Source organism: Chitinophaga sp., from assembly GCF_039596155.1.
In the GTDB taxonomy this organism is placed as follows: domain Bacteria; phylum Bacteroidota; class Bacteroidia; order Chitinophagales; family Chitinophagaceae; genus Chitinophaga.
Genome location: NZ_JBCNKF010000004.1, coordinates 174,626 through 198,996, shown reverse-complemented (window position 1 = coordinate 198,996; position 24,371 = coordinate 174,626). Strand labels below are relative to the sequence as shown.

Annotated in this window: 19 protein-coding genes; 8 read left to right on the top strand and 11 right to left on the bottom strand. The window is 46.1% G+C overall.

Annotation, left to right across the window (positions count from 1 at the left end; all coding sequences use genetic code 11):
* Positions 1-4: 4 nt before the first annotated feature.
* Complete coding sequence (locus ABDW33_RS05675; RefSeq protein WP_343689098.1) at positions 5-1,576, top strand: SusD/RagB family nutrient-binding outer membrane lipoprotein; 1,572 nt, start codon at positions 5-7, stop codon at positions 1,574-1,576.
* 50 nt (positions 1,577-1,626) lie between these two features.
* Here ABDW33_RS05675 and ABDW33_RS05670 read toward each other — a convergent pair whose 3' ends face one another.
* The gene (locus ABDW33_RS05670; protein WP_343689097.1) at positions 1,627-2,619 is read right to left on the bottom strand and encodes a hypothetical protein; all 993 of its coding nucleotides are present in this window, start codon (positions 2,617-2,619) and stop codon (positions 1,627-1,629) included.
* Positions 2,620-2,898: 279 nt separating this feature from the next.
* On the opposite strand from ABDW33_RS05670, the gene ABDW33_RS05665 reads away from it, so the two are divergent.
* The 3 genes from ABDW33_RS05665 (at position 2,899) to ABDW33_RS05655 (ending at position 8,636) form a co-directional block, all read left to right on the top strand.
* Positions 2,899-6,057 carry a TonB-dependent receptor gene (locus ABDW33_RS05665; RefSeq protein ID WP_343689096.1) on the top strand — a complete coding sequence of 1,053 codons (3,159 nt, stop codon included), beginning with the start codon at positions 2,899-2,901 and terminating at the stop codon, positions 6,055-6,057.
* A 61-nt stretch (positions 6,058-6,118) separates the two neighbouring features.
* Positions 6,119-7,990, top strand: a complete 1,872-nt coding sequence (locus ABDW33_RS05660) for a RagB/SusD family nutrient uptake outer membrane protein (RefSeq protein ID WP_343689095.1) — start codon at positions 6,119-6,121, stop codon at positions 7,988-7,990.
* Between the two features lies 1 nt (position 7,991).
* A complete protein-coding gene (locus ABDW33_RS05655; protein WP_343689094.1) occupies positions 7,992-8,636 on the top strand; it encodes a DUF3823 domain-containing protein in 645 nt (214 codons plus the stop codon).
* A gap of 98 nt (positions 8,637-8,734) precedes the next feature.
* Here the strand turns inward: ABDW33_RS05655 and ABDW33_RS05650 are convergent, their stop codons facing one another.
* Complete coding sequence (locus ABDW33_RS05650; protein ID WP_343689093.1) at positions 8,735-11,956, bottom strand: gliding motility-associated C-terminal domain-containing protein; 3,222 nt, start codon at positions 11,954-11,956, stop codon at positions 8,735-8,737.
* Complete coding sequence (locus ABDW33_RS05645) at positions 11,946-12,119, bottom strand: hypothetical protein (protein WP_343689092.1); 174 nt, start codon at positions 12,117-12,119, stop codon at positions 11,946-11,948. The genes ABDW33_RS05650 and ABDW33_RS05645 overlap by 11 nt, the downstream gene beginning before the upstream one ends.
* 118 nt (positions 12,120-12,237) lie before the next feature.
* On the opposite strand from ABDW33_RS05645, the gene ABDW33_RS05640 reads away from it, so the two are divergent.
* Positions 12,238-13,506 (top strand): hypothetical protein, encoded by a 1,269-nt coding sequence (locus ABDW33_RS05640; protein ID WP_343689091.1) that lies wholly within the window; start codon positions 12,238-12,240, stop codon positions 13,504-13,506.
* A 38-nt stretch (positions 13,507-13,544) separates the two neighbouring features.
* On the opposite strand, the gene ABDW33_RS05635 is transcribed toward ABDW33_RS05640, so the two are convergent.
* Together ABDW33_RS05635 and ABDW33_RS05630 are read right to left on the bottom strand one after the other, a co-directional pair.
* Positions 13,545-13,955, bottom strand: coding sequence for a response regulator (locus ABDW33_RS05635; RefSeq protein WP_343689090.1), 411 nt, complete (start codon positions 13,953-13,955; stop codon positions 13,545-13,547).
* Between the two features lie 5 nt (positions 13,956-13,960).
* Positions 13,961-15,235, bottom strand: coding sequence for an ATP-binding protein (locus ABDW33_RS05630; RefSeq protein WP_343689089.1), 1,275 nt, complete (start codon positions 15,233-15,235; stop codon positions 13,961-13,963).
* 394 nt (positions 15,236-15,629) lie between these two features.
* On the opposite strand from ABDW33_RS05630, the gene ABDW33_RS05625 reads away from it, so the two are divergent.
* Entirely contained in the window at positions 15,630-15,887 is a 258-nt protein-coding gene (locus ABDW33_RS05625) for a DUF3820 family protein (RefSeq protein ID WP_343689088.1), read from the top strand.
* 5 nt (positions 15,888-15,892) lie between these two features.
* Here ABDW33_RS05625 and fabF read toward each other — a convergent pair whose 3' ends face one another.
* Positions 15,893-17,125 (bottom strand): beta-ketoacyl-ACP synthase II, encoded by a 1,233-nt coding sequence (gene fabF, locus ABDW33_RS05620; protein ID WP_343689087.1) that lies wholly within the window; start codon positions 17,123-17,125, stop codon positions 15,893-15,895.
* Entirely contained in the window at positions 17,122-17,673 is a 552-nt protein-coding gene (locus ABDW33_RS05615) for a TetR/AcrR family transcriptional regulator (RefSeq protein WP_343689086.1), read from the bottom strand. The genes fabF and ABDW33_RS05615 overlap by 4 nt, the downstream gene beginning before the upstream one ends.
* A 250-nt stretch (positions 17,674-17,923) precedes the next feature.
* On the opposite strand from ABDW33_RS05615, the gene ABDW33_RS05610 reads away from it, so the two are divergent.
* Both ABDW33_RS05610 and ABDW33_RS05605 read left to right on the top strand, forming a co-directional pair.
* Positions 17,924-18,397: a DinB family protein gene (locus ABDW33_RS05610; protein ID WP_343689085.1), complete on the top strand. Its 474-nt coding sequence runs from the start codon at positions 17,924-17,926 to the stop codon at positions 18,395-18,397.
* Positions 18,398-18,406: 9 nt separating this feature from the next.
* Positions 18,407-19,591 carry an aminotransferase class V-fold PLP-dependent enzyme gene (locus ABDW33_RS05605; RefSeq protein ID WP_343689084.1) on the top strand — a complete coding sequence of 395 codons (1,185 nt, stop codon included), beginning with the start codon at positions 18,407-18,409 and terminating at the stop codon, positions 19,589-19,591.
* A gap of 150 nt (positions 19,592-19,741) precedes the next feature.
* On the opposite strand, the gene egtD is transcribed toward ABDW33_RS05605, so the two are convergent.
* From egtD to ABDW33_RS05585, 4 genes are read right to left on the bottom strand one after another with little or no spacing between them, the layout of a single operon-like run.
* On the bottom strand, positions 19,742-20,734 hold the full coding sequence (gene egtD, locus ABDW33_RS05600) for an L-histidine N(alpha)-methyltransferase (protein ID WP_343689083.1): 993 nt from the start codon (positions 20,732-20,734) through the stop codon (positions 19,742-19,744).
* A 27-nt stretch (positions 20,735-20,761) separates the two neighbouring features.
* Positions 20,762-21,910 carry an ergothioneine biosynthesis protein EgtB gene (gene egtB / locus ABDW33_RS05595; protein WP_343689082.1) on the bottom strand — a complete coding sequence of 383 codons (1,149 nt, stop codon included), beginning with the start codon at positions 21,908-21,910 and terminating at the stop codon, positions 20,762-20,764.
* Positions 21,901-23,448 (bottom strand): ABC transporter permease/substrate-binding protein, encoded by a 1,548-nt coding sequence (locus tag ABDW33_RS05590; protein ID WP_343689081.1) that lies wholly within the window; start codon positions 23,446-23,448, stop codon positions 21,901-21,903. Before ABDW33_RS05590 ends, egtB begins: the two co-directional genes overlap by 10 nt.
* On the bottom strand, positions 23,435-24,334 hold the full coding sequence (locus ABDW33_RS05585; protein ID WP_343689080.1) for an ATP-binding cassette domain-containing protein: 900 nt from the start codon (positions 24,332-24,334) through the stop codon (positions 23,435-23,437). The genes ABDW33_RS05590 and ABDW33_RS05585 overlap by 14 nt, the downstream gene beginning before the upstream one ends.
* Between the last annotated feature and the right edge of the window lie 37 nt (positions 24,335-24,371).

The following is a 24,371-nucleotide window of genomic DNA, read 5'->3' as shown; positions in this document are numbered from 1 at the left end:
ACAAATGAAACGTCTCATTATCAATATAGCTTTCCTTGCTTTGCTTACAGGCCTCTTCAGCTCCTGTAAGAAAACACTGGAAGAAAACTACCTGAACCCGGAGCTGACTACTACCGGTTCCATGGGTAAACTTCTCTCGGGCATGTACCTGAACAAAAGAATACATCCCTCTTACTGGGACTGGTACACCTTTGTAATGCCACTGACCGGCAGCTTTTCACAAACAGTCGCCCTGTCGCCAGGTGCACAGATGTACATCCCATCTACCTCTTATACCGAGAACCGCTGGGTGGATTTCTACGACGGTGTAAACGGTACAGATTATAACTACGATGGTCCTGGTATCATGAGCAGCTACCGCGAAATGCAGACGACGTATAATGCGTTGTCTACTTCACAACAACAGGAGCAACAGGTTTTCCTGAAGATCGCAGAAGTACTGGTATATGATCAGACCTCCCAGATGATAGACCTGTGGGGAGATATTCCATTCTCGGAATCCAACTCGCTGAATAGTACCCGCTCCCTGAGCTACGCAAAGTTCGACGACGCAGCAAGCCTGTACGATACCATGATCACCAACCTGAAGGCGCTGAATACCTGGTTCGATACTGCTACAGTTGCAACAAGTGCGGTAACAGCACTGAGCACCGGAGACCTGATGTTCAAAGGCGATCTGACCAAGTGGCAGCGTTACGCTAACTCCCTTCGCTTACGCCTGCTTATGCGTATTTCCAACTACGATGAAGCTACTGCAAAATCCGAAGTAAGCACCATGCTGAATGATGCAACTACTTATCCGCTCATTACATCCAATGATTACAATGCAGTGATATGGATGAGTAGCACGACGGTAAGAAGTGATCTGAATGATGTATTTACCGGCTATCCTTATGCGCCGGCCTACCTGCTCGATACGCTGATGGTACAGAATGGAGATCCGCGTACAGATGTGTTCTGGGATGCAAGTTCTGTCAATGGGTTCAAAGGATTCCCATCCAATGGTACTGCTTCACAGTATGAAGCAGGTGGTTTTGCCACTTACGATTCAGCTACGTTTTTTTACAACTACAATATTCCTGCCGTGCTGATGACTGCTGCAGAGGTAAGTTTCCTGAAAGCAGAAGCAGAAGAAAGATGGAGCCTGGGAACTGCGCAGACTGATTATGAAAATGGGATTACACAGTCTACAGCATTCTACTATTCCATCAACAATAAAATGGTGCTCAAAACAGGTAGTTACACTGCGCTGACAGCACCAACATCTACCACCATCAGTACCTTCCTGCTGCAAAGCGCCATCGCCTACAGTGGAACGACTGACGAGAAACTGGCTAAGATCTATACGCAAAAATGGATGAACTACTTCATTTTGCAGGCTGGTCAGGCCTGGGCAGAATACAGAAGAACCGGTTACCCGGTGCTGCATTTTGCTACATCTACTTCTGCCAGTGGTAGTACACCTCCCACCCGCCTACTTTATCCGTCTTCGGAACAACTGTATAACAGTGCTAACTATTCTAAAGTGTCCGGAAAGGACACGAGGGATACGAAGATCTTCTGGGATGTTAATTGATAAGTAGAGATAAGTGTCTAGTCAAACGGGATGTATCTTCTGGTACATCCCTATTTATTTTCGCATCGTGATTTCAATACCTGCAGAATATTCCCCTGTATGTCTTTCATAATCCAGCCAGCCCATATACTGGCATAAAAATTAAAGGTAGTATTCAACTTGTAGTAACTGTACAGATGCACCCTGTAATAATTATCTCCTAGCTGCTCTAACTCATAGGTGCCATTCAGTACATCAAAGAATGCTCCTCCGATTACAATATGTTCGTCCATCGTCGTTGAAGGAATATCATAAGGATTCGCCTGGATGGTAAAAGCCATTTTCTGCTGTTCCTGATACGCAGTCACTGTTTCATGGAATACCAGACCACCAGTAAAAACAGCTTCCCGTACACCACCTACACGCGTATAATCCAGCTCTGCTTTTACTGGTCTGGGAAAATTCATGAACTTTGTTAACCAGCCTTTATCCTGCGAAGCAGGAATCTCTCTTACCCGTGTTACGTTCTTCCATATTTTTGCCGCTGGTGCGTGAATATCTATCTGCGTGTCCGCCTTATACTGCCCGGGAATATTGCCGATCCAGTGCTCCAGCGGAGCTACTATAAACGGCAGGAACACAATGGCCAATGATACCGGCATCTTATTGCGATCTCTCAGTTTATAGTGCCTCGCCATTAAACCACCAATGGTACTCATCCCCATGAATAATGGCGTTGCCATCACCCAGCATCCCCATCCTTCTGTATTAAACGCCAGGGTCAGTATCATAAATACTACGATATTTACCCAGGGCATCAGCGCACAAAAAGTCCGGCTCTCCACATCTTCTCTTTTGGAAAGCATAACGGTGAGCGCACCCATTAACATCGGCACACCAAAAAGAAAGCCCACTGTCATGACGCCCAGTAAATTCAGAAAATAATCCTGCCTGAAAATGTAATGAAATAGCAGAGCCACAAAAACCGGTACAAGAATATTTACAAAGAAGCGACCTGCATTTTTCTCAAAATAAAATTGGATTAAATCCCTTAGTCTCCACATATAGGTATAATTACTAAAACATAAATATAATCTAATCTTTATTTTCTTTAATCGTCAATTTATAATTGTTATAATGACAATTATATTTTAAATTCACCCGAAAATTGACCCGTTATAGAAAACTATCTGGACTGACAGTAGCACTGTACGTAGCTAAGCCGATGATTTAAAGTACACACCATACGAATAAAAATCCTGGTTGCATCAGCATGCAAGGGCCCTTGTTGTGCCTGTAACCCTATTAATCTCTCATTCCACTTAAACGTAAAAAAAGACGTTATGAAACTGCTTTACGCTTTTTTAGCGTTGCTGCTGCTCGTCTACGCACGGGCATACCCACAGCAGCACGATTCACAAACCTTTAACGGCATTGTAACCGATTCTGCCAACAACCCGATTCCCGGTGCCACGATTGCTGTTAAGAATGGCAACAAAGGTGTCGTGACAAAGCCCGATGGCACCTTTTCTCTATCCGCTACACCCGGCAGCGTGATCACGGTCAGCATTATCGGTTACCAGAGCCGGGAAGTCACGCTTACCGGCAGCAACCGGATCCAGATTACAATGACTTCGCTCGCCAGCAACCTGACCGATATTGTCGTGGTAGGGTATGGTGTGCAACGGAAGGCATCCGTTACAGGGGCTGTAAGCACCCTAAAATCGGACGATCTGGTGCGTACTCCTGCCACTACTACCTCCAGTGCGCTGGTTGGAAAAATGCCCGGCATTACGGCCAGAGCTGCCGACGCCCGTCCAGGTAACGGTACCTCTATCCAGATCCGGAACCTTGGTAACCCACTATTCGTCATCGATGGCGTTCCTTATACGGGGAGTACTTCCACCACTGCATTCGGATTTACCACCGGCTCCGGTCAGGACGTATTCAACAACCTTGGGCTGGAAGATATTGACAACATCACTATCCTCAAAGATGCTTCAGCGTCTATCTACGGCCTTCGCGCTTCCAACGGGGTGGTACTCGTGACGACAAAGAAAGGTCGCAAAAACGATCAGCCCAATATCAACATGAGCGCATATTATGGTCTCCAGAACTTTACCCGCTATCCGCATCCGGCCAATGCCGGCCAATACGTTCGCGCACTGGTCGAATCAGAACAGAACCTGGGCCGTGATCCATCTTTGCTGTACTCAAAAGACGAACTGGCCAAACGGGAAGCCGGTAAGGAAAAAGGTTATAAAAGCTATGATTATTACAAGGAAGTATTAAGACCCAATGTGCCACAATATTATCTGAGTGCAAATGCCTCCGGCGGTGGTGCACGCAACAGCTATTACATGTCCGTAAGCCGTCTCAAACAGGAAGCTGTGATCAAAGACTATAACTACGAACGTACTAACCTGCAGGCGAACCTTGAAAGCAGCCTGGCAAAGGGACTGAAAGTAGGTACCCAGATCAGTGGCCGTCTTGAAAAGCGCCACAATGTGGGTGTGCCGGGGCTGGATGACTTCTTCAATCCCTTCCTTAGTATCTTCAGTATGTGGCCTACAGAAAGCCCTTATGCGAACGACAACCCCAAGTATATCAACCAGACACACAACGTAAATGTTAACCCGGCAACCTACAGGGATGACATCACCGGTTATGTAGACGAATGGTGGCGAGGTATGAACATAAATCTGAATGCCCAGTACGATTTCGATTTTGGACTCAGTGTAAAAGGTATCTACTCTTACAACTACATGAACGAAGAGTTCGACGGGTTTGAATATACCTGGGATGCTTATAAATACGACGCTACAAACGATAGCTATTATACTGAAGCCGGATTTGGTAACCAGAACCCATGGCGTGAACGTCACAAGCGCAATGTGATTTCCCGCTACGCACAGTTCCAGCTGAGTTACAACCGCAAGTTTGGTAACCATAATATTTCCGCTGTAGGCGCATACGAATTATCCGACTACGACAACTCTTATTATGTAGTACATACTATTCCTACTAACAACTATGTGCCTACCCAGTATCTGGTGGAAGCAGACTATCTCTCCGATGAATGGTCACTGGAAGCGAGAGCGGGTTATATAGGTCGTATCAACTATGACTACAAATCCAAATACCTCGTGGAAGTATTAGGTCGCTACGATGGTTCTTATATTTATGCACAGGGACACCGCTGGGGGTTCTTCCCCGGCATATCTCTCGGGTGGCGAGTAACACAGGAGCCTTTTCTGAAAAAAGACTGGCTGAATGATTTAAAGCTCAGAGTCTCCTACGGTGAAACCGGTAGCGAAATTGGTTTTTCTGATGGGAGTGCACCTACTGCTTTCGGTTACCTTGCCGGATACAATTTCAATCAGGGTGGTTCCGTGTTAAACAGCAGTTATGTGATCGGTTTACGCCCACGTGGATTGCCTGTCACAGAACTCTCCTGGGTAAAGAACAGAACCTGGAATGCCGGTATCGATTTCACCGTATTGAATAACAAAATGAGTGGCCAGTTCGATGTATTCGAACGTCGTCGTACCGGTTTACCTGCTGCCCGCTATGATGTACTGCTACCCAGCGAAGTAGGGTATGGCTTACCTAATGCCAATCTCAATGCTGATGCGACCCGCGGTATTGAAGGAATGGTGACCTACATGGGCAGGAGTGGCAAAGTGAATTACAGCATTGGTGTCAACGCGACATTTGCCCGTTTGAGAAGTCTGCATACTTATAAACCCCGTTTTGGTAATAGCTGGGATCAATACCGTAACTCTATCGAAAACAGGTGGGCGAATGAAACCTGGGGCTACCACGTGACCGGCCGCTTCAACTCAGAGGAAGAAATTAAGAACTATGGCATTGACAATGATGGCCAGGGCAACCGTACCGAACTGCCGGGGGATTTTAAATATGAAGATGTAAATGGTGATAAGATCATCAACAGCCTGGACCAGCGTCCTATTGGCTACGCACAGGGCGCACAACCATATATGAGCTTTGGCCTGAATGCCAGTGTGGGGTATAAAGGATTCACCTTAAGGATGGACCTGGCAGGTGCTACCATGCAATCCTTCCTGCGTGACTGGGAGCTGCGTTATCCATTCCAGAACAATGGCTCTTCTCCTGCTTATATGCTGGCCAACCGCTGGCACAGAGCTGATCCTTATGATAATAACAGTGCCTGGATAAGTGGTAAATATCCTGCTATCCGCAAGGATAATACCACTCACGTGAATTACCAGGTAAACGATTTCTGGATTACAAATGTGCACTACCTGCGTTTGAAAAATCTGGAACTGGCGTACAATTTCTCTAAAGCAATGGCAAAGAAGATCGGTCTTTCCGCATTGCGTGTGTATGTTAATGGAACAAACCTGTTTTCATTTGACAACGTCAGGGAGTTTGAAATTGATCCTGAAATCAGTTCTTCCAACGGTCTTGTTTATCCACAACAGCGGCTGTACAATTTCGGCTTCAACGTGTCTTTCTAAAAGAATTGAAAAACAGGAAAATGTTTTTTAACAACGACAGTCACATTCAATATTAAACATTATGAAAAAGTTTTCCATCATATTCCTTTTCCTCCTTACCACCAGCTGTATGAAGGACTGGCTGGACAGGGAGCCCCGCACCATCCTCTCTGATCAGCAGGTATGGAATGACCCTAAACAGATCGTTGCCCTTCTTGCTAATTTCTACGATCGCCTTCCCTCCGGATCCGGTCTTGTCGATGTGAACGACGGCGCTGACGGTCGTCTCTTCCAGTGGCGGGATATGGCCAATCTTGACGATGCCATGTGGAGCGGGCAGTCCAACGAAGATGGTCGTAACAATATGACCTCTTATAACTACAGTAGCTGGTATCTGTGGAACTACACCTTCATTCGCGATCTCAACCTTGCGCTGGAGAACATTGCCACCTATGGTGTCAATCTCACAGACAGCCAGAAAAAACAGTACTCCGCCGAACTCCGTTTCCTTCGTGCCTTCAATTACTTCGAACTGGTAAAGAGAATGGGAGGGGTGCCCCTGATCACTTCACAACTCATCTACGACTATAGCGGTAATGTTTCTAACCTGCAGCAGCCACGTGCCAAAGAATCAGCCATTTATGATTTCATCGCGAGTGAGGTAGATGCCATCAGGAATGACCTGGGTAATGATGGAAGCGTATCCCGCGCCAATAAATATACGGCCCTGGCATTGAAAAGTCGTGCGATGCTTTACGCCGCCAGTATTGCGAAGTACAACAGTCTTATGGCTGCACCTATCAGCACTCCGGGAGGTGAAGTAGGTATTCCCGCTTCCATGGCGAACAACTATTACCAGCAGTCTCTCGCTGCTTCTCAGGAGATCATCAACAGCGGTGCTTATACCCTGTACAGGAACAACCCGGATGCTGGTGAGAACTTCTTCGAAGCGGTTACCAAAAAGGCATCCAACAAAGAAGTGATCTTCGTCAAAGATTACCTGTTACCTACGCGCAAGCATGTATTTTCTTACGATAATATTGCGCGTGGAATCCGGGAGGACAACCTGGGTTCTTCCTCCGTGACTCCCTCTCTGAACCTCGTGGAGAGTTACGAGTACTTGGATGGTACAAACGGGGCATTGAAGATCCGTACAGCTGACAACACTGATTTTATTTACTACGATAAAGTGCAGGATATTTTTGCCAATAAAGATGCCCGCTTGTATGGCACCGTCATCTATCCCGGTACAACTTTCAAAGGATTGCCACTGTCTATCCAGGCCGGCGTGATGGTCTGGAATGATAGTCGCAATGCATACGATGTAGTAGAGGGGAGTGACCTGGGTACCACTTATACGGATGGTAAACTGCTAACCGGGACCTCTGGTCCGCACCGCTCTATACAGGAAGTATCCAATACCGGATTTTATCTGAAGAAGTTTATCGATCCAAACGATAAAACCAGTACCCGCGGTGTACAAAGCGATGTATGGTGGGTATGGTTCCGGCTGGGGGAGGTCTACCTGAATGCGACCGAAGCTGCCTTTGAATTGGGGCAGACAGGTACCGCACTTAATTATATCAATACGCTCCGTGAACGTGCAGGTTTTCCTGCGAACAGTGTTACGTTGCTCACCACAGAACGTATCCGCAACGAACGTCGTGTAGAACTGGCTTTCGAAGATCATCGCCTGTGGGATATGAAACGCTGGCGTATTGCGGACAAGGTCTGGAACGGCAGCAGCGCCAGCGCGGACGCCATGGTGTATGCTTTGTACCCTTACAGGGTGATACGTCCCGGTAATGTACACGATGGGAAATATGTATTTGTAAAAATGGTTGCGACCCGTTTCCGCGCACCCCGTTTCTTCCAGCTGGGTAATTACTATACCGCTATCGACCAGTCTGTGCTGAACAATAATCCAAAGATTATTAAAAACCCATTCCACTAAGATGATGAGAAACTTAATCATAGCATCCCTGTTACTGGTATTGGTAGCCGGATGTAAAAAAGATAATTACGAAAAGCCGAAGTCTACCCTTACCGGGCGTGTAGTATACGATAAGAATGCCCTGGGTGTGCGCTCCAATGGTGTGCAGGTGGAACTATGGCAGCATGGTTATGCTTTGTTCTCCAAAATCCCTGTATATGTGGGGCAGGATGGTGCTTTCTCTGCCATCCTGTTTAATGGAGATTACAAACTGGTACTTCGGCAGGGTAATGGTCCGTGGCTGGATAATGCAGATTCAGTTGATGTAAGGGTGAACGGATCAACAAGTGTTGATGTAACTGTCAAACCTTATTTCATTATCAGCAATGCCTCCTTTGCAAAAAGCGGAACACAGTTGACTGCCACGGTTACAGTGCAGCAGATCAATAATAACCTGCCACTGGAATCAGTGAATCTTTATATCGGGAATACAAATATTGTAGACCAGGTAAATAACATCAGGAGTGTGTCTGCTACCCCTGATATCTCAGGTGTGGTAAATTTACAGATGACCTTACCGGCAGATGCCGCTTATTTTGCAAGGGTAGGGGTGAAGACGGCTGGTGTGGCAGAACAGGTGTATTCAGCAGTGCAGGAGGTGAAATAACAGAAAAAGGTGTCTCCTGAATGGAGACACCTTTTTAAAGTCCTTATCTAACGCTGGTAATTGAAATTTATATAGCACTAGTAACAGGATGAATGGTTTTATTTCACCAGTAAAACTGTTCCTTTTATCTGTGCATTGCCTGCTTTGATATAGTATACATATGCCCCTGGTTTAGCATTGGCGCCATCCCATCCAAAGGACTTGTCATTAGGTACTCCACGATGTCTTTCAAATACTTTATTGCCCCATCTGTCGAAGATCAGGAAGTCGTCGATAGAGATGATTTCTTTGGAGCCAATGATATAAAAAACGTCATTCACACCATCTCCGTTGGGACTGAATGCATTTGGCATCGCGAAAAGATCTTTCACGGAAGTGTGTACATACACAGATGCCGTATCCGTACAGAAATATTCGTTCTTTATTGCCAGGGTATAGATCACCGCAGAAACTGCATGAACTGTTGGATACAGGCAATTATTACAGGAAAGACCTTCTGCCGGTGCCCATGTCATGGAGGTGGGCAGTTCTCCGCCCGTGAGCATCGGGGATAATTGAATATTTTCAAATCTGCCTACTTCCAGTACACGTGGTTCGAAATCAACGGTGAAAGGAGCGATGTAAGCTACATCATCGTTATTGCTATAATCCGTTTCTTTCAGCAATTTACGGGCATTTACCACCGCTGATAAGTTACCGCTTCGTGGTGTTGATACTACCTGCTGATAGGTATGACAGGTGCCTGCTGTAGCTGAGTCATTGTAGAATAAGGGTTTTAACAAAGAATCGCCATCATAGAAAGATACTGTCAGATCTTTCGGTATACTGTCATATCCATTGCTGGTGCAAATTTCAAAGGTCACGAGCGTATGGGTGTTATCATAGCACTTCACCTCCGAGATGGTCATTGTCAGGTCAGGAGGAATCAGTCGTACAATACCTGATATTGCCAGGTTACAGCCATATGCATTCGTCATGGCTACAAAGATGCCCGCACTGTCTTTTGCAGTGATTATGGGAGTCGCGGTCGTGGCTCCGCTCAATGTGTTCGCACCTTCTGTCCGCCATGTATAAGTGGTCGCAGTGAAGTTATTGACCGTCGTGTGTAGTGAATAGGCAGCGCCCCGCATTACAGTGGTATCAGCAGGTAGCATACTGCCGGTTGGTAAAGTATAGGTACCGGCAGCAGTATTATTTGTTGTATCCGTTTCCGGCCAGGTGCCTGTATTTACTTTGATGCTGAACGGAGACACCCCTTTCAGCGTTACATTATAACTTTCACAGGCGGCAGCACTGTAGGCTGTGATCTTATAGTCATTGCCGATTCTTACACCATTCGCGTCATAAAAACTCAGGTTCAGATCCTGTGGTATATTACCGGATGCATAGCTGTTACAAATTTCAAAAGTTACATACATACTGTCTCCGCGCGCGCATTCTGTGTTCAGTATATTGGCCGTGTAATCATCTATAGGTGCGATATGAATATTGGTGAATGCAGTATCATAACAATTGTTTGCATTGGTCACTTTCACCTGTTGCCGGAACAATGTATCCTGCCGGTATGGTGCTGTGAATGTAGTTGTTGTACAGGTACCACAACTCAGGTAAGTGGCCGGCATCCAGGTGACAGCATTGATTGTACCGCCGGATACGGCAGCAGGAGTCAGGTCAATTGTTTGTGCCGGGGTCATTGAGATATCTGCAGGTGTGAGTTGTACCCTGAACTTATAATTCGTCATCGTGGCGGTGCTGGCACCGAATTGTGTAGTCAGGGTATCTGCATATGCATTCAGTATGAAGGTTTCCAGGTAAGAAGCACATTTACCTTTCAGGTCATAAGGAAGTGAATATACACCAATAGAGTCATGCGTGCCATTATACAGTGTCACCGGTGTCCCTTTGGGAATGGTTTGATAACCGAAGTTGTAAAAGTACAGGGATATGCGCAACTGTGTCTGATTGTAACATTCTACGCTGGTCAGGTATACATGTCCGTCCGTAGTGGGATCGTCTACTACGATCGTTACGTAATTAGTCGTGTCAATACAACTGCCACCTGCAGCAATCAGTCTTACCTGGTACGTTCCCGGTATCTGGAACACATAAGTCAGATCTTTGGTAGTAGCTACTTCCGTTTCGCTGGCACCTAGCTTTAATCTCCAGGAGTAACTGGTGGCATTGATAGAACGGTTTGTAAATAGCACACTATCCAGCTCTACGCCCGTTTTGGAAGCGATCTTCCTTTTGTCGGGGTAGAAACGGGCTGTTACGCCGCAACTTACCTGCGCTACATCCTGTGTACTGCTAAAGCAGCCGCTGGCGTCATAAGCACGTAAGGCTACCACATAGTTTTTCTTTTCCGTTACGCCTAAACTGAAGTTTACAGCGGTGCTTACTATAACGTCGTCCACCAGCCATTCATACCTGGTTGCGCCGGTAGAGGTATTGGTGAAATTGATAGTGCTCCCTGTTAAAGGATCATCTGTGTCTTTTGTGAAACCTGCTACAGCAGCAGTATTACATGGCGCATTACAGAGGGTACTACCTATCATGCCTGTGAGGCTGCTACCTATAAAGTCACGCATACGCTGTGCCTGTCCTGCCGTGAACGACATCACGCAGCCAGTACCACCACCATAGTCCATGAAGTTATCAGGCAGGTCCGGGACATCGGTGCTAAAACCGGATAGGGTGTCAGTACTACAGGAGTTCTCAGGATTGCTGCAGGGAAACCCGCCATTAATTGATCTATCAGGAGGTGTATCACAGACCATATCACCATCAGTGGTGCAATCATCATTTTTGCAATCCTGGTTCGCGAATGTGTGAATAAGACTGAGGTAATGTCCCATTTCATGTGCAACAAGATCTACTCCTAAACCAGATATAACTACGTCGCCTCCTGGACTGGCGTATCCAGCCATGTGCATACGTGTCCACGCACCACACTCAAAGGTTTGCAGGAATTCTGATTTAATGCCGGATACCAGCCAGATATTGATATACCGGGTGCCGTCCCATTTACCAAGGGCAGTAAGGGCATCTCCTTCCATATCCGCATCAAAATCAGCGAGATACGACTTTGTGCGTAGGATACCGGTGGTAGCTCCACCCTGCGGATCTGTCTTCGCCAGACAGAATTGTATACGGGTATCTGTTCTGGCACCGGCAAATGCGCCTGTTTTACCATATGCATCGTTCAGGGCTGCAAGGGCATCTGTGATCTGCTGGTCAGTAATCGTAGCCGGATCTTGATTGATGATATGAAAAACTACTGGCAATGTATAATCTGCCGCCGCTAACCTGTTAGTATTCATTAGGATAGCATGGTTTGTCTGCTTTTCTTTCTGTCTGAAAGCGGTACTTTGTCGCCAGGTGTGCATCATCATGTCCGTTCCGCATGAACGGGGGTTGACTGAAAGCCATCTGGCTGTAAGGGAAGGTTGGCCAACTACCTGTGGCACTGGATATTGTGCACATAAAGATAGGGTGTATAAGAGGTAGATACAGGATAGAAGGCACCTTTGCAGGTTTTTCTTAGGCATAGGTTCAGTGTCGTGGTTATGATCGATAAAGATAAACAGAAATTCCCCTTGCTATGTCAATCAGAATATATTATTTTTATTCAAAATGCCGGCTGATGGACCTTGAAATACTGAAGCAAGAGTTACTAACCAGATGGAAACACGCATTTAACGAGCTATCCCTTCTGCCTGAATATAAAGAAAAAATCCTGTCCGAAAAGTATGTGCCGGGGTTCAGATATGATCTGAAAGATTATGGCACACAGGCATTTATGCTGCCAGAGGGAAAAATATTTCCCGAGGCCCGTGCCAGAGAGATCAATGATTATCATTTTTATGGATTTGGAGAGGATGGAAACCCCGTTTATACTGCATTCCGCCACGTTGTAAATAATATAAACTGGGAAGGATATTATGCATACAATGACCATGTTGTGGAGTATGTTGAATACTGTATTACAGAGCACGCACAAGTCCCTTCCTGTATCAAAAGAATTCTTTACCAGGATGGAAGAAAGGTAGGCTGGCAATCGCTCCTGCTCAGTACCCGTGGCAGCAACATCAAGTCCAGCGGAAAGAGCGCTGACGAGATGATCGCGGACATGCTGGAAGATCATTTTTCCCTGTTTATATCTGTAGAGTACTATCATTGGGATGCTGATCGTATTCATACTGCCGACGGTCTTGGAGTGGCTCCGGGGCACGGAGAGTATCACTATAGTCAGCACTACACATATGCACCTGATGGACAGCTGGACGAGATCAGGGCTGTCTGCGAGACCGGTGCGGAGCGGCTCACCTGGGTAAGACCTTATGACAGTGTGAACATCCAGGCATTGGAAGAAGAAGTGGCCGAAAAGCTTGCCGAAGCAATTGTAGATACGCTGGTAGAAAAACGGATTGAAACACCGTTATCTCTGCTGGAAATTAATTACCACGAAATAGCTGAATACATTCCCTCCCTTTCTCCGAGGTCACAGCAATTCACTACAGAAATTTCACATCGTCATCAGGACGAAGATATCTTTGATCTGATCTTTTTATCAACGGAGATGGATCATCCCTACATGAGTATCCGCACAGAAAAATTTGAACGGCCTTTTAAGCAGTTTATGCAGATCATAGAACGGGAAGAGAAGTGGGAGATAGCAGGGAGAATGTTGCGTAAAGTAGCGTGGTTGTTAACGACAAATAAGTTGTACAACCGGCTGCCCGTAAGTGAAGATTTTGCAGCTTATGCCATTGACTGGGAATCGGATATGGAGGAGTTTGAGCGCATCTTAGGGGAATGCGGTGTAGTGCCGGACGTCATATCATCCTGGCAGGAAAAGGGGTGGTTATAAAAGTAATAGTCCTGAATTTCTCTATTGACAATAATACCTTATTTGTTAAAATAAACATCCAGTATATCTTCCATCAATCCTGTCGTCAGCGGTTTATTCCTAAATCCTGATACCGCCGGATGGCTGATTGCCCTTTTGTGATCATCGGGGTTCATCGATGTAGTGAGCATCACGACGACAACCTTCCCTTTTTCCTTTTCACCCAGTTTATTGTATTCATCCAGGAACTCCCAGCCGTTCAGGGCGGGCATATTGATATCGAGGAGGATCAGGTCAGGTTGGCCATTTGGGGCACTGTTGCAATCTTTCAGGTAATCCAGTGCTTCTGCACCGTTCCATGCAATATGTACGTGGTCTGCACAGTCCATTTTTTTAATCACCATTTGATTGATAAAATTGGTGGCTTCATCGTCTTCTACTAAAAGAATGGAATGTAATTTCTTAGTCATGAGGTTTATGCTGAGATGGTGAAATAAAATTGACTGCCTTCACCTGGTACGGATGTAAACCATATATGGCCTCCGTGCAGGGTGACTATTTTTTTACAATGAGCGAGTCCGATGCCCGTACCTTCATACTGTAACTTATTGTGCAGGCGTTGGAAGATCTCAAATACTTTGTCCTGATAACGTGGGGCGATACCGATACCATTGTCTGCAAAAGTGAATTCAAATTCATGTTCTCTTTTTACACAGGTAATGCGGACCACCGGGGGTACATCTTTCTGACGGAATTTAATAGCATTACTCAACAGATTCTGAAATAGTAATTTCAGCTCTATCGGATATGCCTGTACGATAGGTAGATTTTCCATAATTACCTGTGCTTTGCTTTCATGAATAGCAGCACGGAGATCATCTACTACATTCAGAACAATCTGGTTACAGTCTACAGGTTCCTTTACCTCTACTTTACCAATACGGGAGTAGTCCAGCAGGGCTTTGATCAGGTCACTCATACGGTTACTCGACTCACGGATAAAACGGAGATACTGGTCAGCGTTTTCATCCAGTTTGCCTGTGTATTCTGTAGCGACCAGATCTACCAGTGTACTGATAGAGCGCAATGGTTCCTGCAGATCATGGGAGGCAATGTAAGTGAATTGTTCCAGTTCCCGGTTTTCCGTCTCCAGTTTACGAAGATATAACTGCGTATGATCTTCCATCAGCTTCTTTTCGGTGAGATCCCGGGTTATTTTGATAAACCCGGTCAATTCACGTTCGTTATTATGCAGTGCGGTGATGGTAACGCTACTCCAGAATAAGGAGCCGTCTTTGCGCATCCGGTAGCCTTCGTTCTGAACCCGGCCGTTCTTTACCGCTGTTGATAGAATGATTTCCGGCAGATTTTCAGCTCTCGCAGCCGGTGTATAAAAAATACTGAAATGCTTGCCTACAATTTCCTGTGCAGTATATCCCTTGATGCGTTCAGCCCCCTTGTTCCAGTTTACAATGTTCCCATTGATGTCGAGGGTGATGATTGCATAGTCCTGGATTTCTCCGAGCAGACTGGTATATGTATCCTGTGAAGATTTTAGCAGCTTTTCTGTGGCAGCGAGTTTGCTCTCAGCATCCTTTAGCCGCCGGCCTAGTATCTGTATACTTTTCGATAATAATTCCATACTCAGATCATCTTCATGAAGATAATCCTGTTCAGCTTGTTCTGTATTAATATATCGCAGCAACAGGTCGTATAGTTCGGCTCTGCTCTGTCTGATCTCTTGCTCCATTGCCCCTGGATTTTGTTGCGAATTGGTGTCTTAAACGGTAAAACCGGTTACAGACACCAATATCTGCAACCGGCTATTCTCATAACCACTCTTCTGGGGGGATGTTTAAAATCAAAAAGTTCACAAAAATGCAAAATGAAATGTGCCTTTTTGTACCAAGCAATTGCAAACAGGAATAGACACTTCAAGTAAGTTTCACACGACTATTTCCAGGTAATAAATTGGCAATGAATTCGTTAAATTGTCCCTTAATGTATTGTCAGCTTGCTGCGGGCAAAAGCTCGTCAAAGTCCCTTTATCAAAATATCTGCCATGACAGATAAAAATATTTTATAATAATGATGGTATATACGGATAGGCGCAAAAAATGGATTTAACATTCTAAAAAATATATTTGCAGAAAGTTAAAAATATGGAAATAGCCGGACCGGATCCTGAGATCTTCAGGCAGTTAGTAACGATGAAGATGCCTTTTGGAAAGTATAAAGATGTGTTGTTATGCGATTTGCCGGTGTCTTACCTGGAATGGTTTAACCGGGAAGGATGGCCTAAGGGAAAGCTGGGGATGTTGCTCAGTACGATGTACGAAATCAGGCTCAATGGATTGATGGATCTGTTGAAGCCTTTGAGAGGCGGTACTCTCAAAGGCTGAATTGATTAAATAGATTTAAAGACCACTATTCCGTTGTGACCTCCAAAACCAAAGGTATTGCTCATGGCCACATTTACCTTTTTCCTGATCGCGCTTCCCAATACGATGTTCAGATTGGCAGGCAGGGCCGGGTCCAGGTCAGTGGTATTGATAGTGGGCGGAATCACACCATGTTTAATGGTCAGGATAGAAGCGATTGCTTCGATTGCCCCTGCCGCTCCGAGCAAATGACCTGTCATTGATTTGGTTGCACTGATGGCAACTGATGATCCCAGTAGTTTTGTGATAGCCGCAATTTCACTCAGGTCGCCCACGGGTGTGCTTGTGGCATGTGCATTCAGATAATCCACTTGTGAAGGATGTAAACCACCATCTTCCAAAGCGCGTTTCATGGCTTCGTAGGCTCCCAGTCCTTCCGGATGTGTCGCGGTCATGTGATAGGCATCGGCGGTCATGGCCGCACCGGCAACTTCTGCATATATATGTGCGCCTCTTGCTATGGCATGTTCGTATTCTTCGAGTACCAGCGCACCTGCCCCTTCACCCATTACAAATCCATCCCTGCCGGTATCAAAAGGTCTGCTGGCAGTAGCCGGATCATCGTTTCGCTGCGACATGGCTTTCATTGCACAGAAACCACCTACAGACGCCTCGGTGATGGGCGCTTCAGAGCCCCCGGTAATAATCACTTTAGCTTTGCCCCAGCGGATATAATTCAATGCGTCCATGATGGCAGTATTGGAAGTGGAGCAGGCAGACACCGTCGTATAGTTGATGCCCATGAGACCAAAGCGGATAGAAATCATGCCGGAGGCCATATTCGCAATCAGTTTAGGTACAAAAAACGGGTTGAACCGTGGCTGATAACCACCGAGTGTGTACTCTTTTACCTGTTCTTCAAAGGTCTGCATTCCTCCCTGACCTGACCCCCAGATTACCCCCGTGTCGAACGGGTTCATAGTGGCAAAGTCAATTCCAGCATCGTCTACAGCCTGTTGGGCTGCGATGAGTGCATACTGGGTGAAAGGGTCAGTCTTTCTGAGATCATTTTTATCTAAATACGCTGCAGGATCATAGTCTTTGATCTCGCAGGCAAACTGTGTTCTGAATTTGCTGGCGTCGAATTTCGTGATCGTCGCAGCACCGCTCTTGCCTGCAAGGAGATTCTCCCAGAAGGTTTTTACCTGATTGCCGATAGGCGTGATCGCGCCTAAGCCGGTGATGACTACTCTTTTCATAAGATATCGTCTAATAATTGTTTACTGATTTTTTCGAAGGCGTTTTCGCCGATTACCCGGCTCAGGAGGAGTGATGCCAGCAAATTTGACACAATAATCAACGCCCGGTCCCCTGCATCGCCCCTGAAGCTGAAAATGCCCTTTTTACGACCGTTTTCCAGCAACCCTGTGAGCCATGCAATTACTGCTGCACTGAACTGCTGCAATCGTTCCTGCATATTTACCGGAAGTGTATTATAATCAGGGGAGAGGGACCCCATGATGCAGACCATGTGACTGTTGCATTTATTTTCAAATGAGGCGATAAGGTGACGGAGTTGCTGATCTTCCGGCAGGGCTTGCCAGCTGTTTATTCCTGATTCCAGGGTACTGATTTCCTGGTCCAGAACAGCCTGCCCTAGGTCTGCCTTGCTTGGAAAGTAATAATGAACGGCGGCGTTCTTAATGGCTAACGGATCAGATATGTCTTTGTAACTGAATGCGTTAAACCCTTTTGTTTTGATCAGGTGGTCGGCCAGGCCGACTATTTTTTCTCTTGTGTCCTGCATAAGGCAAATGTACTTACTTATTAGTAAGTAAACAAATTGCATTGATTTAGACATGGGTAAGCGATGTCGGATCATCGAAACCAATAGTTGATCAAAAGGGCACTAAAAGGGCACTTCAATATCACCTCAATATCCAATCGATATTAAAGTGATATTGAAGTGCCCTTTTAATGTACTATTGGTGTAGTATTGATACTAATGCCAGGTTGTAGCTGGCACCTTGTTTGGACCATATATCAAAAATTATATCATGGCAGAAAAAGAAGTTATCAAATCACTGGAAGAGCTCCTCACCGGCAGTCATGCACATATTTCATTTGAAGATGCAGTAAAAGATGTACCTGAAAAAATACGGGGAGTGGTGCCGGATAATATGCCTTACAGCATCTGGCAGTTAGTAGAACATATCCGCATCGCACAATGGGATATCCTGGAGTTTTCAAGGCATCCGGGGCATCAGTCACCGCCATGGCCTGAGGGGTACTGGCCTAAAGATCCGGCTCCGAAAGATGACAACGCATGGAAGGAAAGCATTGCACAAATCAAAAAGGATTGTGCGGAATTTATTAAATTGCTGAAACGACCTGATGCAGATCTTTACGCACCTTTTACTCATGGTGATGGGCAGCACCTTTTTCGGGAAGCTCTTTTGATTGCAGATCACACAAGTTATCATACCGGTGAAATAGTGGCTGTAAGAAGAATGCTCGGGGCATGGAAATAAATAATCATTATGGACATTGCATCACTGAGGGCAGATACACCTGGCTGCCAGACCAAAGTACACTTCAACAATGCAGGTGCCGCTTTACCACCGTACCCGGTGTTGCAGGCCATGCAGGATTATCTTACTGAAGAAGCTAATTGTGGAGGGTATGAAACAGCTGCAGCCAATGCAACTGCGCTCAATCGTTTTTATATTGCAGCTGGTAAGTTGCTCAATGCGCCCGCTAAAAATATCGCGTTTACCAGTAGTGCGACGAATAGTTTCGCGAGGGCATTGTCCTGCATTCCTTTTAAGAAGGGGGATGTAGTGATTATTGCGAATGAAGATTATTCCAGCAACCAGTTGCAGTTTCTTTCACTGGAAGAGCGGTTCGGAATAGAGCTGTTACGGGCGAATAGTTTGCCGGAAGGTGGGGTGGATGTGGATCATATGGTATCTCTGATCCGATCCAGGCATCCTAAGCTTGTGTCTCTCACACACGTACCTACGAATACGGGTTTAGTACAACCGGTTGCAGCAATAGGTGAAGTATGCCGCGAACTGGAAATTACCTATCTCGTTGACGCGTGTCAGTCGGCCGGACAAATGCCGCTGGATGTAGACGAAATCGGTTGTGATTTTCTCTGTGGCACGTTGCGTAAGTTTTTACGTGGTCCCAGAGGAGCGGGATTCCTGTATGTATCTGACCGGATTTTGCATAAGCCCTGGTATCCTTTGTTCCTGGATATGTATGCGGCTACCTGGACAGACGACGATACGTTCGTAACAGCCCCGGATGCGAAGCGTTTCCAGGATTGGGAACAGCCTTACGCATTGATAGCGGGGAGTTATGCAGCTATACATTATGCCAACGGAATTGGTATACAAAATATAGCAGAACGAAATAAATACCTGGGAGGGATACTACGACCACGACTGGCTTCTTTGCCGGGTGTGACATTGCTGGATAAGGGGAAGGAACAGGCGAGTATAATCACGCTTTCCGCCCCGGTCGGTGATCCGCAATGGCTGATGACTTCACTTCGTGAGCGGAATATTAATACAGCGATCAGTGTAATTGCCGGTGCCCTGATTGATTTCCGGTCTAAAGGCGTGAATTGGGCGTTGCGAATATCGCCTCACTATTATAATACTGAGGAGGAGATCGAAATCTTGCTGGACGCATTGGAAGACCTATTTTCGAATCCGTAGGCTCCTGTTTCCTGCAATCTTTTAAATAAGAAGAGACTGTATCAATTGAATGATACAGTCTCTTCTTATTTTGAGTACCTGATGAAAAAAGGTATTGATTTACAAAACTCTCACGGAGTAATATTAATAGTAGTAACGGGTGCGAACAAGCTATGCCTGCCATAAACTATCCACGAACCAACCTTTCTTATCCGTAAAGTGTGCAACCGGCTCAAACCCTGCCTGCAGGGCCAGTTTCTCCGTTTCATCCAGACTGTACTTCTGCGAGATTTCCATGTAGATAGTTTCGTGCATTTTAAATGAAATTACTTCATTTAAAATTTGCACCTGCTGATCCTCTAAACTTACCAGGTAGCTCTTGCAAGCCCCGGTACCCGGATCATAAGTCGCATAATGATCGAACTTTGATAAATCAAAATTCGCCTCCATCTCCCTGTTGATCCTTGTCAGTAAATTCAGGTTAAACTCTTTCGTAATTCCTTCGGCATCATTATAAGCATTCAAAATTATCTGCGGGTGCTTCTTGAGGTCAAACCCCGTGATCAGCATATCTCCCGGCTGCAGATAATGTCTCAGCTGTCTGCAAAACTTTCGGGTCTCCGCCGGTGTAAAATTACCAATATTGCCGCCCATGCACAACACCACCTTAGGTCTGGCAGACAACGTCTGTACCATGCGCAGCATTTCAAAATATTCACCGTGCAGACCGTGGACCTGCAATGCAGGCAGGTTTGCTGGTAATTGTTCCTCCAGTTGGTTGATCACATTTGCACTGATATCTATTGGGTAGTAAGTGAAAGAGTGATCTATGTGTAGTAATTCCTGTAAGAGATGTACAGATTTCGTCGCATCACCCGCACCGAGTTCCACTACATCGAATGAGTCGGTGAGCGAAGCAACCAGTGCACTGATCTGAGCAGATTGTTCCTGCATGATCTCCATCTCACAATTAGTAGGATAGTAGGCAGGACAAGCCATGATGCGTTGAAAGATCTTATCCCCGTTTTCATCATAAAAATACTTCGCGTCAAGGTATTTATCCTTTGCGTGCAATCCCTGCAGTACATCACGATGGAAAGCTGGTAATTGTTCCTGTTTAGGGGTCAATACAGTGAAAGCATTCATTACAGAGGTGGTAGCCATAATGTAAACTTAATTGTTGATTGATAATTATTTAGCTAATCTGATGCCAGTATATTGCCACCTCAGTGGTGGATGGAAAAAATTCCGGTAAGTGATCCGGCTATGTCCGGGCGGAGTCGCTACAGAGCCGCCCCTCAGCACCATCTGACTCACCATGAATTTTCCATTATATTCTCCGATCGCTCCTGGTGCTTTTACAAAACCGGGGTAAGGTAGATACGCACTTTCTGTCCATTCCCATCTTTCTCCCCATGCCAATTGTAATGCAGCCGCTTCCCATTCATTTTCTGTAGGAAGGCGCATGCCTTTCCAGGAGGCATATGCAGCTGCTTCGTAGTAACTGATGTGCGCCACGGGCATATTAGGTGCTATGAATTGCAGGCCTTTCAGGGTATAATTCATCCACTGGCCGTCTATTTCATGCCAGTATAGGGGGGCTTTGACCTGGTTTGTTTTTACCCAGTCCCAACCTTCCGCATGCCAGTGCCGGAAATCTGTGTAGCCGCCTGCCTGCATGAATTCAAGATATTCCTTATTGGTAACCAGTACATTGCTGATACTATATTCTTCCAGGTAGACCTTATGCCGGTTCAGTTCGTTGTCGAAGCAGAAACCGTTGCCAGTGTGCCCTATTTCATAGATGCCGGCCGGCATTTTAAGAAACTCAACAGCTGTAATGCTTCTTTCTTTGAAGCTGTAGTCTTCCTGGTAAGCAGGGAAAAGCGGGTTATGTCCAAGGATATATTTGATATCCGTGATCAGTAATTCCTGATGTTGTTCTTCGTGGTTCAGTCCAAGGGTGATGAGGGCCTGTAGTTCAGGCGTAATTTCTCCTGACAGGAACTCATGCATTTTATCATCTACATATTGCCTATACTTGTACACATCCGCTACACCTGGTCTGCTCAGATTTCCCCTGTCGGTACGGATTACTCTCGCACCTACTGATTCATAATAACTATTGAATACGAAATTATATTCAGGATTAAATACCTGGTAGTCCTTCAGGTTAGGCTGTAAAATAAAGGTTTCAAAGAACCAGGTTGTATGCCCGAGATGCCACTTGGGCGGGCTCACGTCTACCACAGGCTGTACTACATAATCCTCTGTTTGTAATGGTGCGCAAATGCTCACAGATCTTTGGCGCACAGTGTCAAAAGCTTGCTTTAATTCCATTGTAAGTATTTTGTCAGATCGCTGATAGTCTTTATTTGTAAAGCGCTGGCTTGTTGTCTCCGCATCATGAGTGCGTATGTGTTATTAAATCCTACTGGTGCCAGCCATTTAATATGATAACGTTCTTGAAAAGCATCCGCTACGTAACGGTACACTTTATCTGCCTGTCCACCGAGAGAGTCAAGTGTGGAAGGTGGTGCCTGCAATATCACGAGCAGTCCGGTGCCGGTATATTCCGGATACAGGTCGATCTGCGCATTCGTGAGTGCTTCAAAGCAGATCTTTGTGCCTCCCAAACCGGTTTTCGTTTCTACATGCAGATCGGTATAACCTTCTACGAGTAACTTATACATATTAGCGAGGATGTAGCCGTCCCCAAAGATCTTGGCACCAATGCGGATCGTACCTTTTGTACCCTTACCGGGTGATTGCAGCAAGTGGTGGGCATCAAGAAATTCCTTAGCAACAACAGCCGGGGACTGTTTTAAAATATCTACCCGGTAATTTAGCGCTGTCATGATACTATCATTAATTGTACCAGACAGTTTATTGAGTGCAGGGGCCAGTTCCGGATATTTGTCAAGTACATCCTGCCGTACGATGGGGGCTGCGTAGTATGGCGGAAAAATATGTTTATCATCCTGCAATACCTGCAGGTCGTAGGCCTTTACCCGGCCATCGGTGCTACTACCGCTGATGACGTCTACCTTTTTGTCGTAAGCGGCTTTATACATGATCATGTCACTGATCACCACGGTACGGATCTTTAATCCGTAGATCTTTTTCAAACCTACATCGCCATCATTCCGGCCCATGAATTCAGGTGTGAAGCCAGCCAGTAGTGAAGAACCGTAAAAATCAGGCAAGAGATAAAATGAAGAAAGGACCAGGAGTAGCAAAGGCATTACCAGTACTTTCCGGAACCTGATGCGCGATAATCCAAAATCGAATAGGATGGCGAGCAGGGCGGCAGGAATGGCGCCTGCCAGGATCATATTGGTATTATTGAGGGCGATTCCTCCGAAGATGAATTCACCTAAACCACCGGCAGCAATGTAAGCCGCCAGTGTAGCGACGCCCACATTGATCACGGTAGCAGTTCGGATGCCTGCTAATAGTACCGGCATGGCCAGTGGTAATTGTACCTTGAAAAGCAATTGTTTTTTACTCATGCCTATGGCTGTAGCGGCTTCTATGACCGCTGGGTCTACCTGTGTAATGCCTGTGTAAGTATTGCGTACAATCGGCAGCAATGCATACAGGAATAAAGCGACAATAGCTGGTGCAGGTCCGATCCCTAATAAGGGGATCATGAAGCCGAGCAACGCAATACTGGGAATGGTCTGCAGAATACCTGCAAATCCCAGTACTGCACCAGCCATTTTGGGCTTACGGCAGATAGCAATACCCACGGGCACACCAATGACCACGGCGATCAGTAAAGAGATAAAAGTGAGGCCGATATGTTGCAGGGTTTGTTCCAGGATTTTGCCGGATTCCTGCTGTAGAAAATCAATGAAGCTGTTAGCTGGTTCCATGCATATGTTTGGATAGCCTGTACTGGTCCACCGCATCGAGCAGGGTATTGCGGGGCATACCGGCAGCGATGGCTTCCCACACTGAGTGCTGGTGATCGTAGTTTACCTGCGTTAGCCAGGGCCGGATGTCTGCAATGGTAAGCGCTTTCAGTTCCAGTACAAAGCGGTGTTCATCAAAAAAGGAGCGGACAAAGTCGTTCGCAGGTGAAAATAAAAGTTGGGCAGGAGTACCGGTTTGCTGCACTTTGCCTTTGTCCATGAGGCAGATGCGGGTGCCTAATTCGAAGGCCTCCTGCACGTCATGGGTGACCATTATGATGGTCTTATGTTGTATTTCATCGAGTGCGCGAAATTCTTTTCTTACACTGGCGCGGGTGACCGGATCCAGTGCGCCGAAAGGTTCGTCCATGAGCAACACAGGCGGATCTGCGGCGAGTGCACGTGCGAGGCCTACGCGTTGCTGCTGACCGCCACTGAGTTGTTGCGGATAGGCATGAAGGTAATCGGATACAGGAAGATGCAGTTTCTCCATCAGCGATGCCACGCGCGATGCGATGCGGGCTTTATCCCACTTTAGCAAGCCTGGTACCGCACCTATGTTTTCGCCCACTGTGTAATGAGGAAACAGCCCGTGATACTGGAGTACATAGCCGATACCCCGTCTCAGAGATTCCAGTTGCTGTGTTTCAACCGAACGGCCATTTACATAGATGTTACCACTATCCGGTAATAACAAGCGATTGATCATTCTGAGAGTGGTCGTTTTCCCGCTGCCGCTGGTACCCAGGAGTATCAGTGTTTCCCCCGCATTCACTTCGAATGACACAGCAGAAACGGCGGGCTTACCGTTGAGGAATGACTTGCTCACATTTTCCAGTTTGATCATATGGGGAGTAAATTACTCATATTGTTGATAGGAAAAA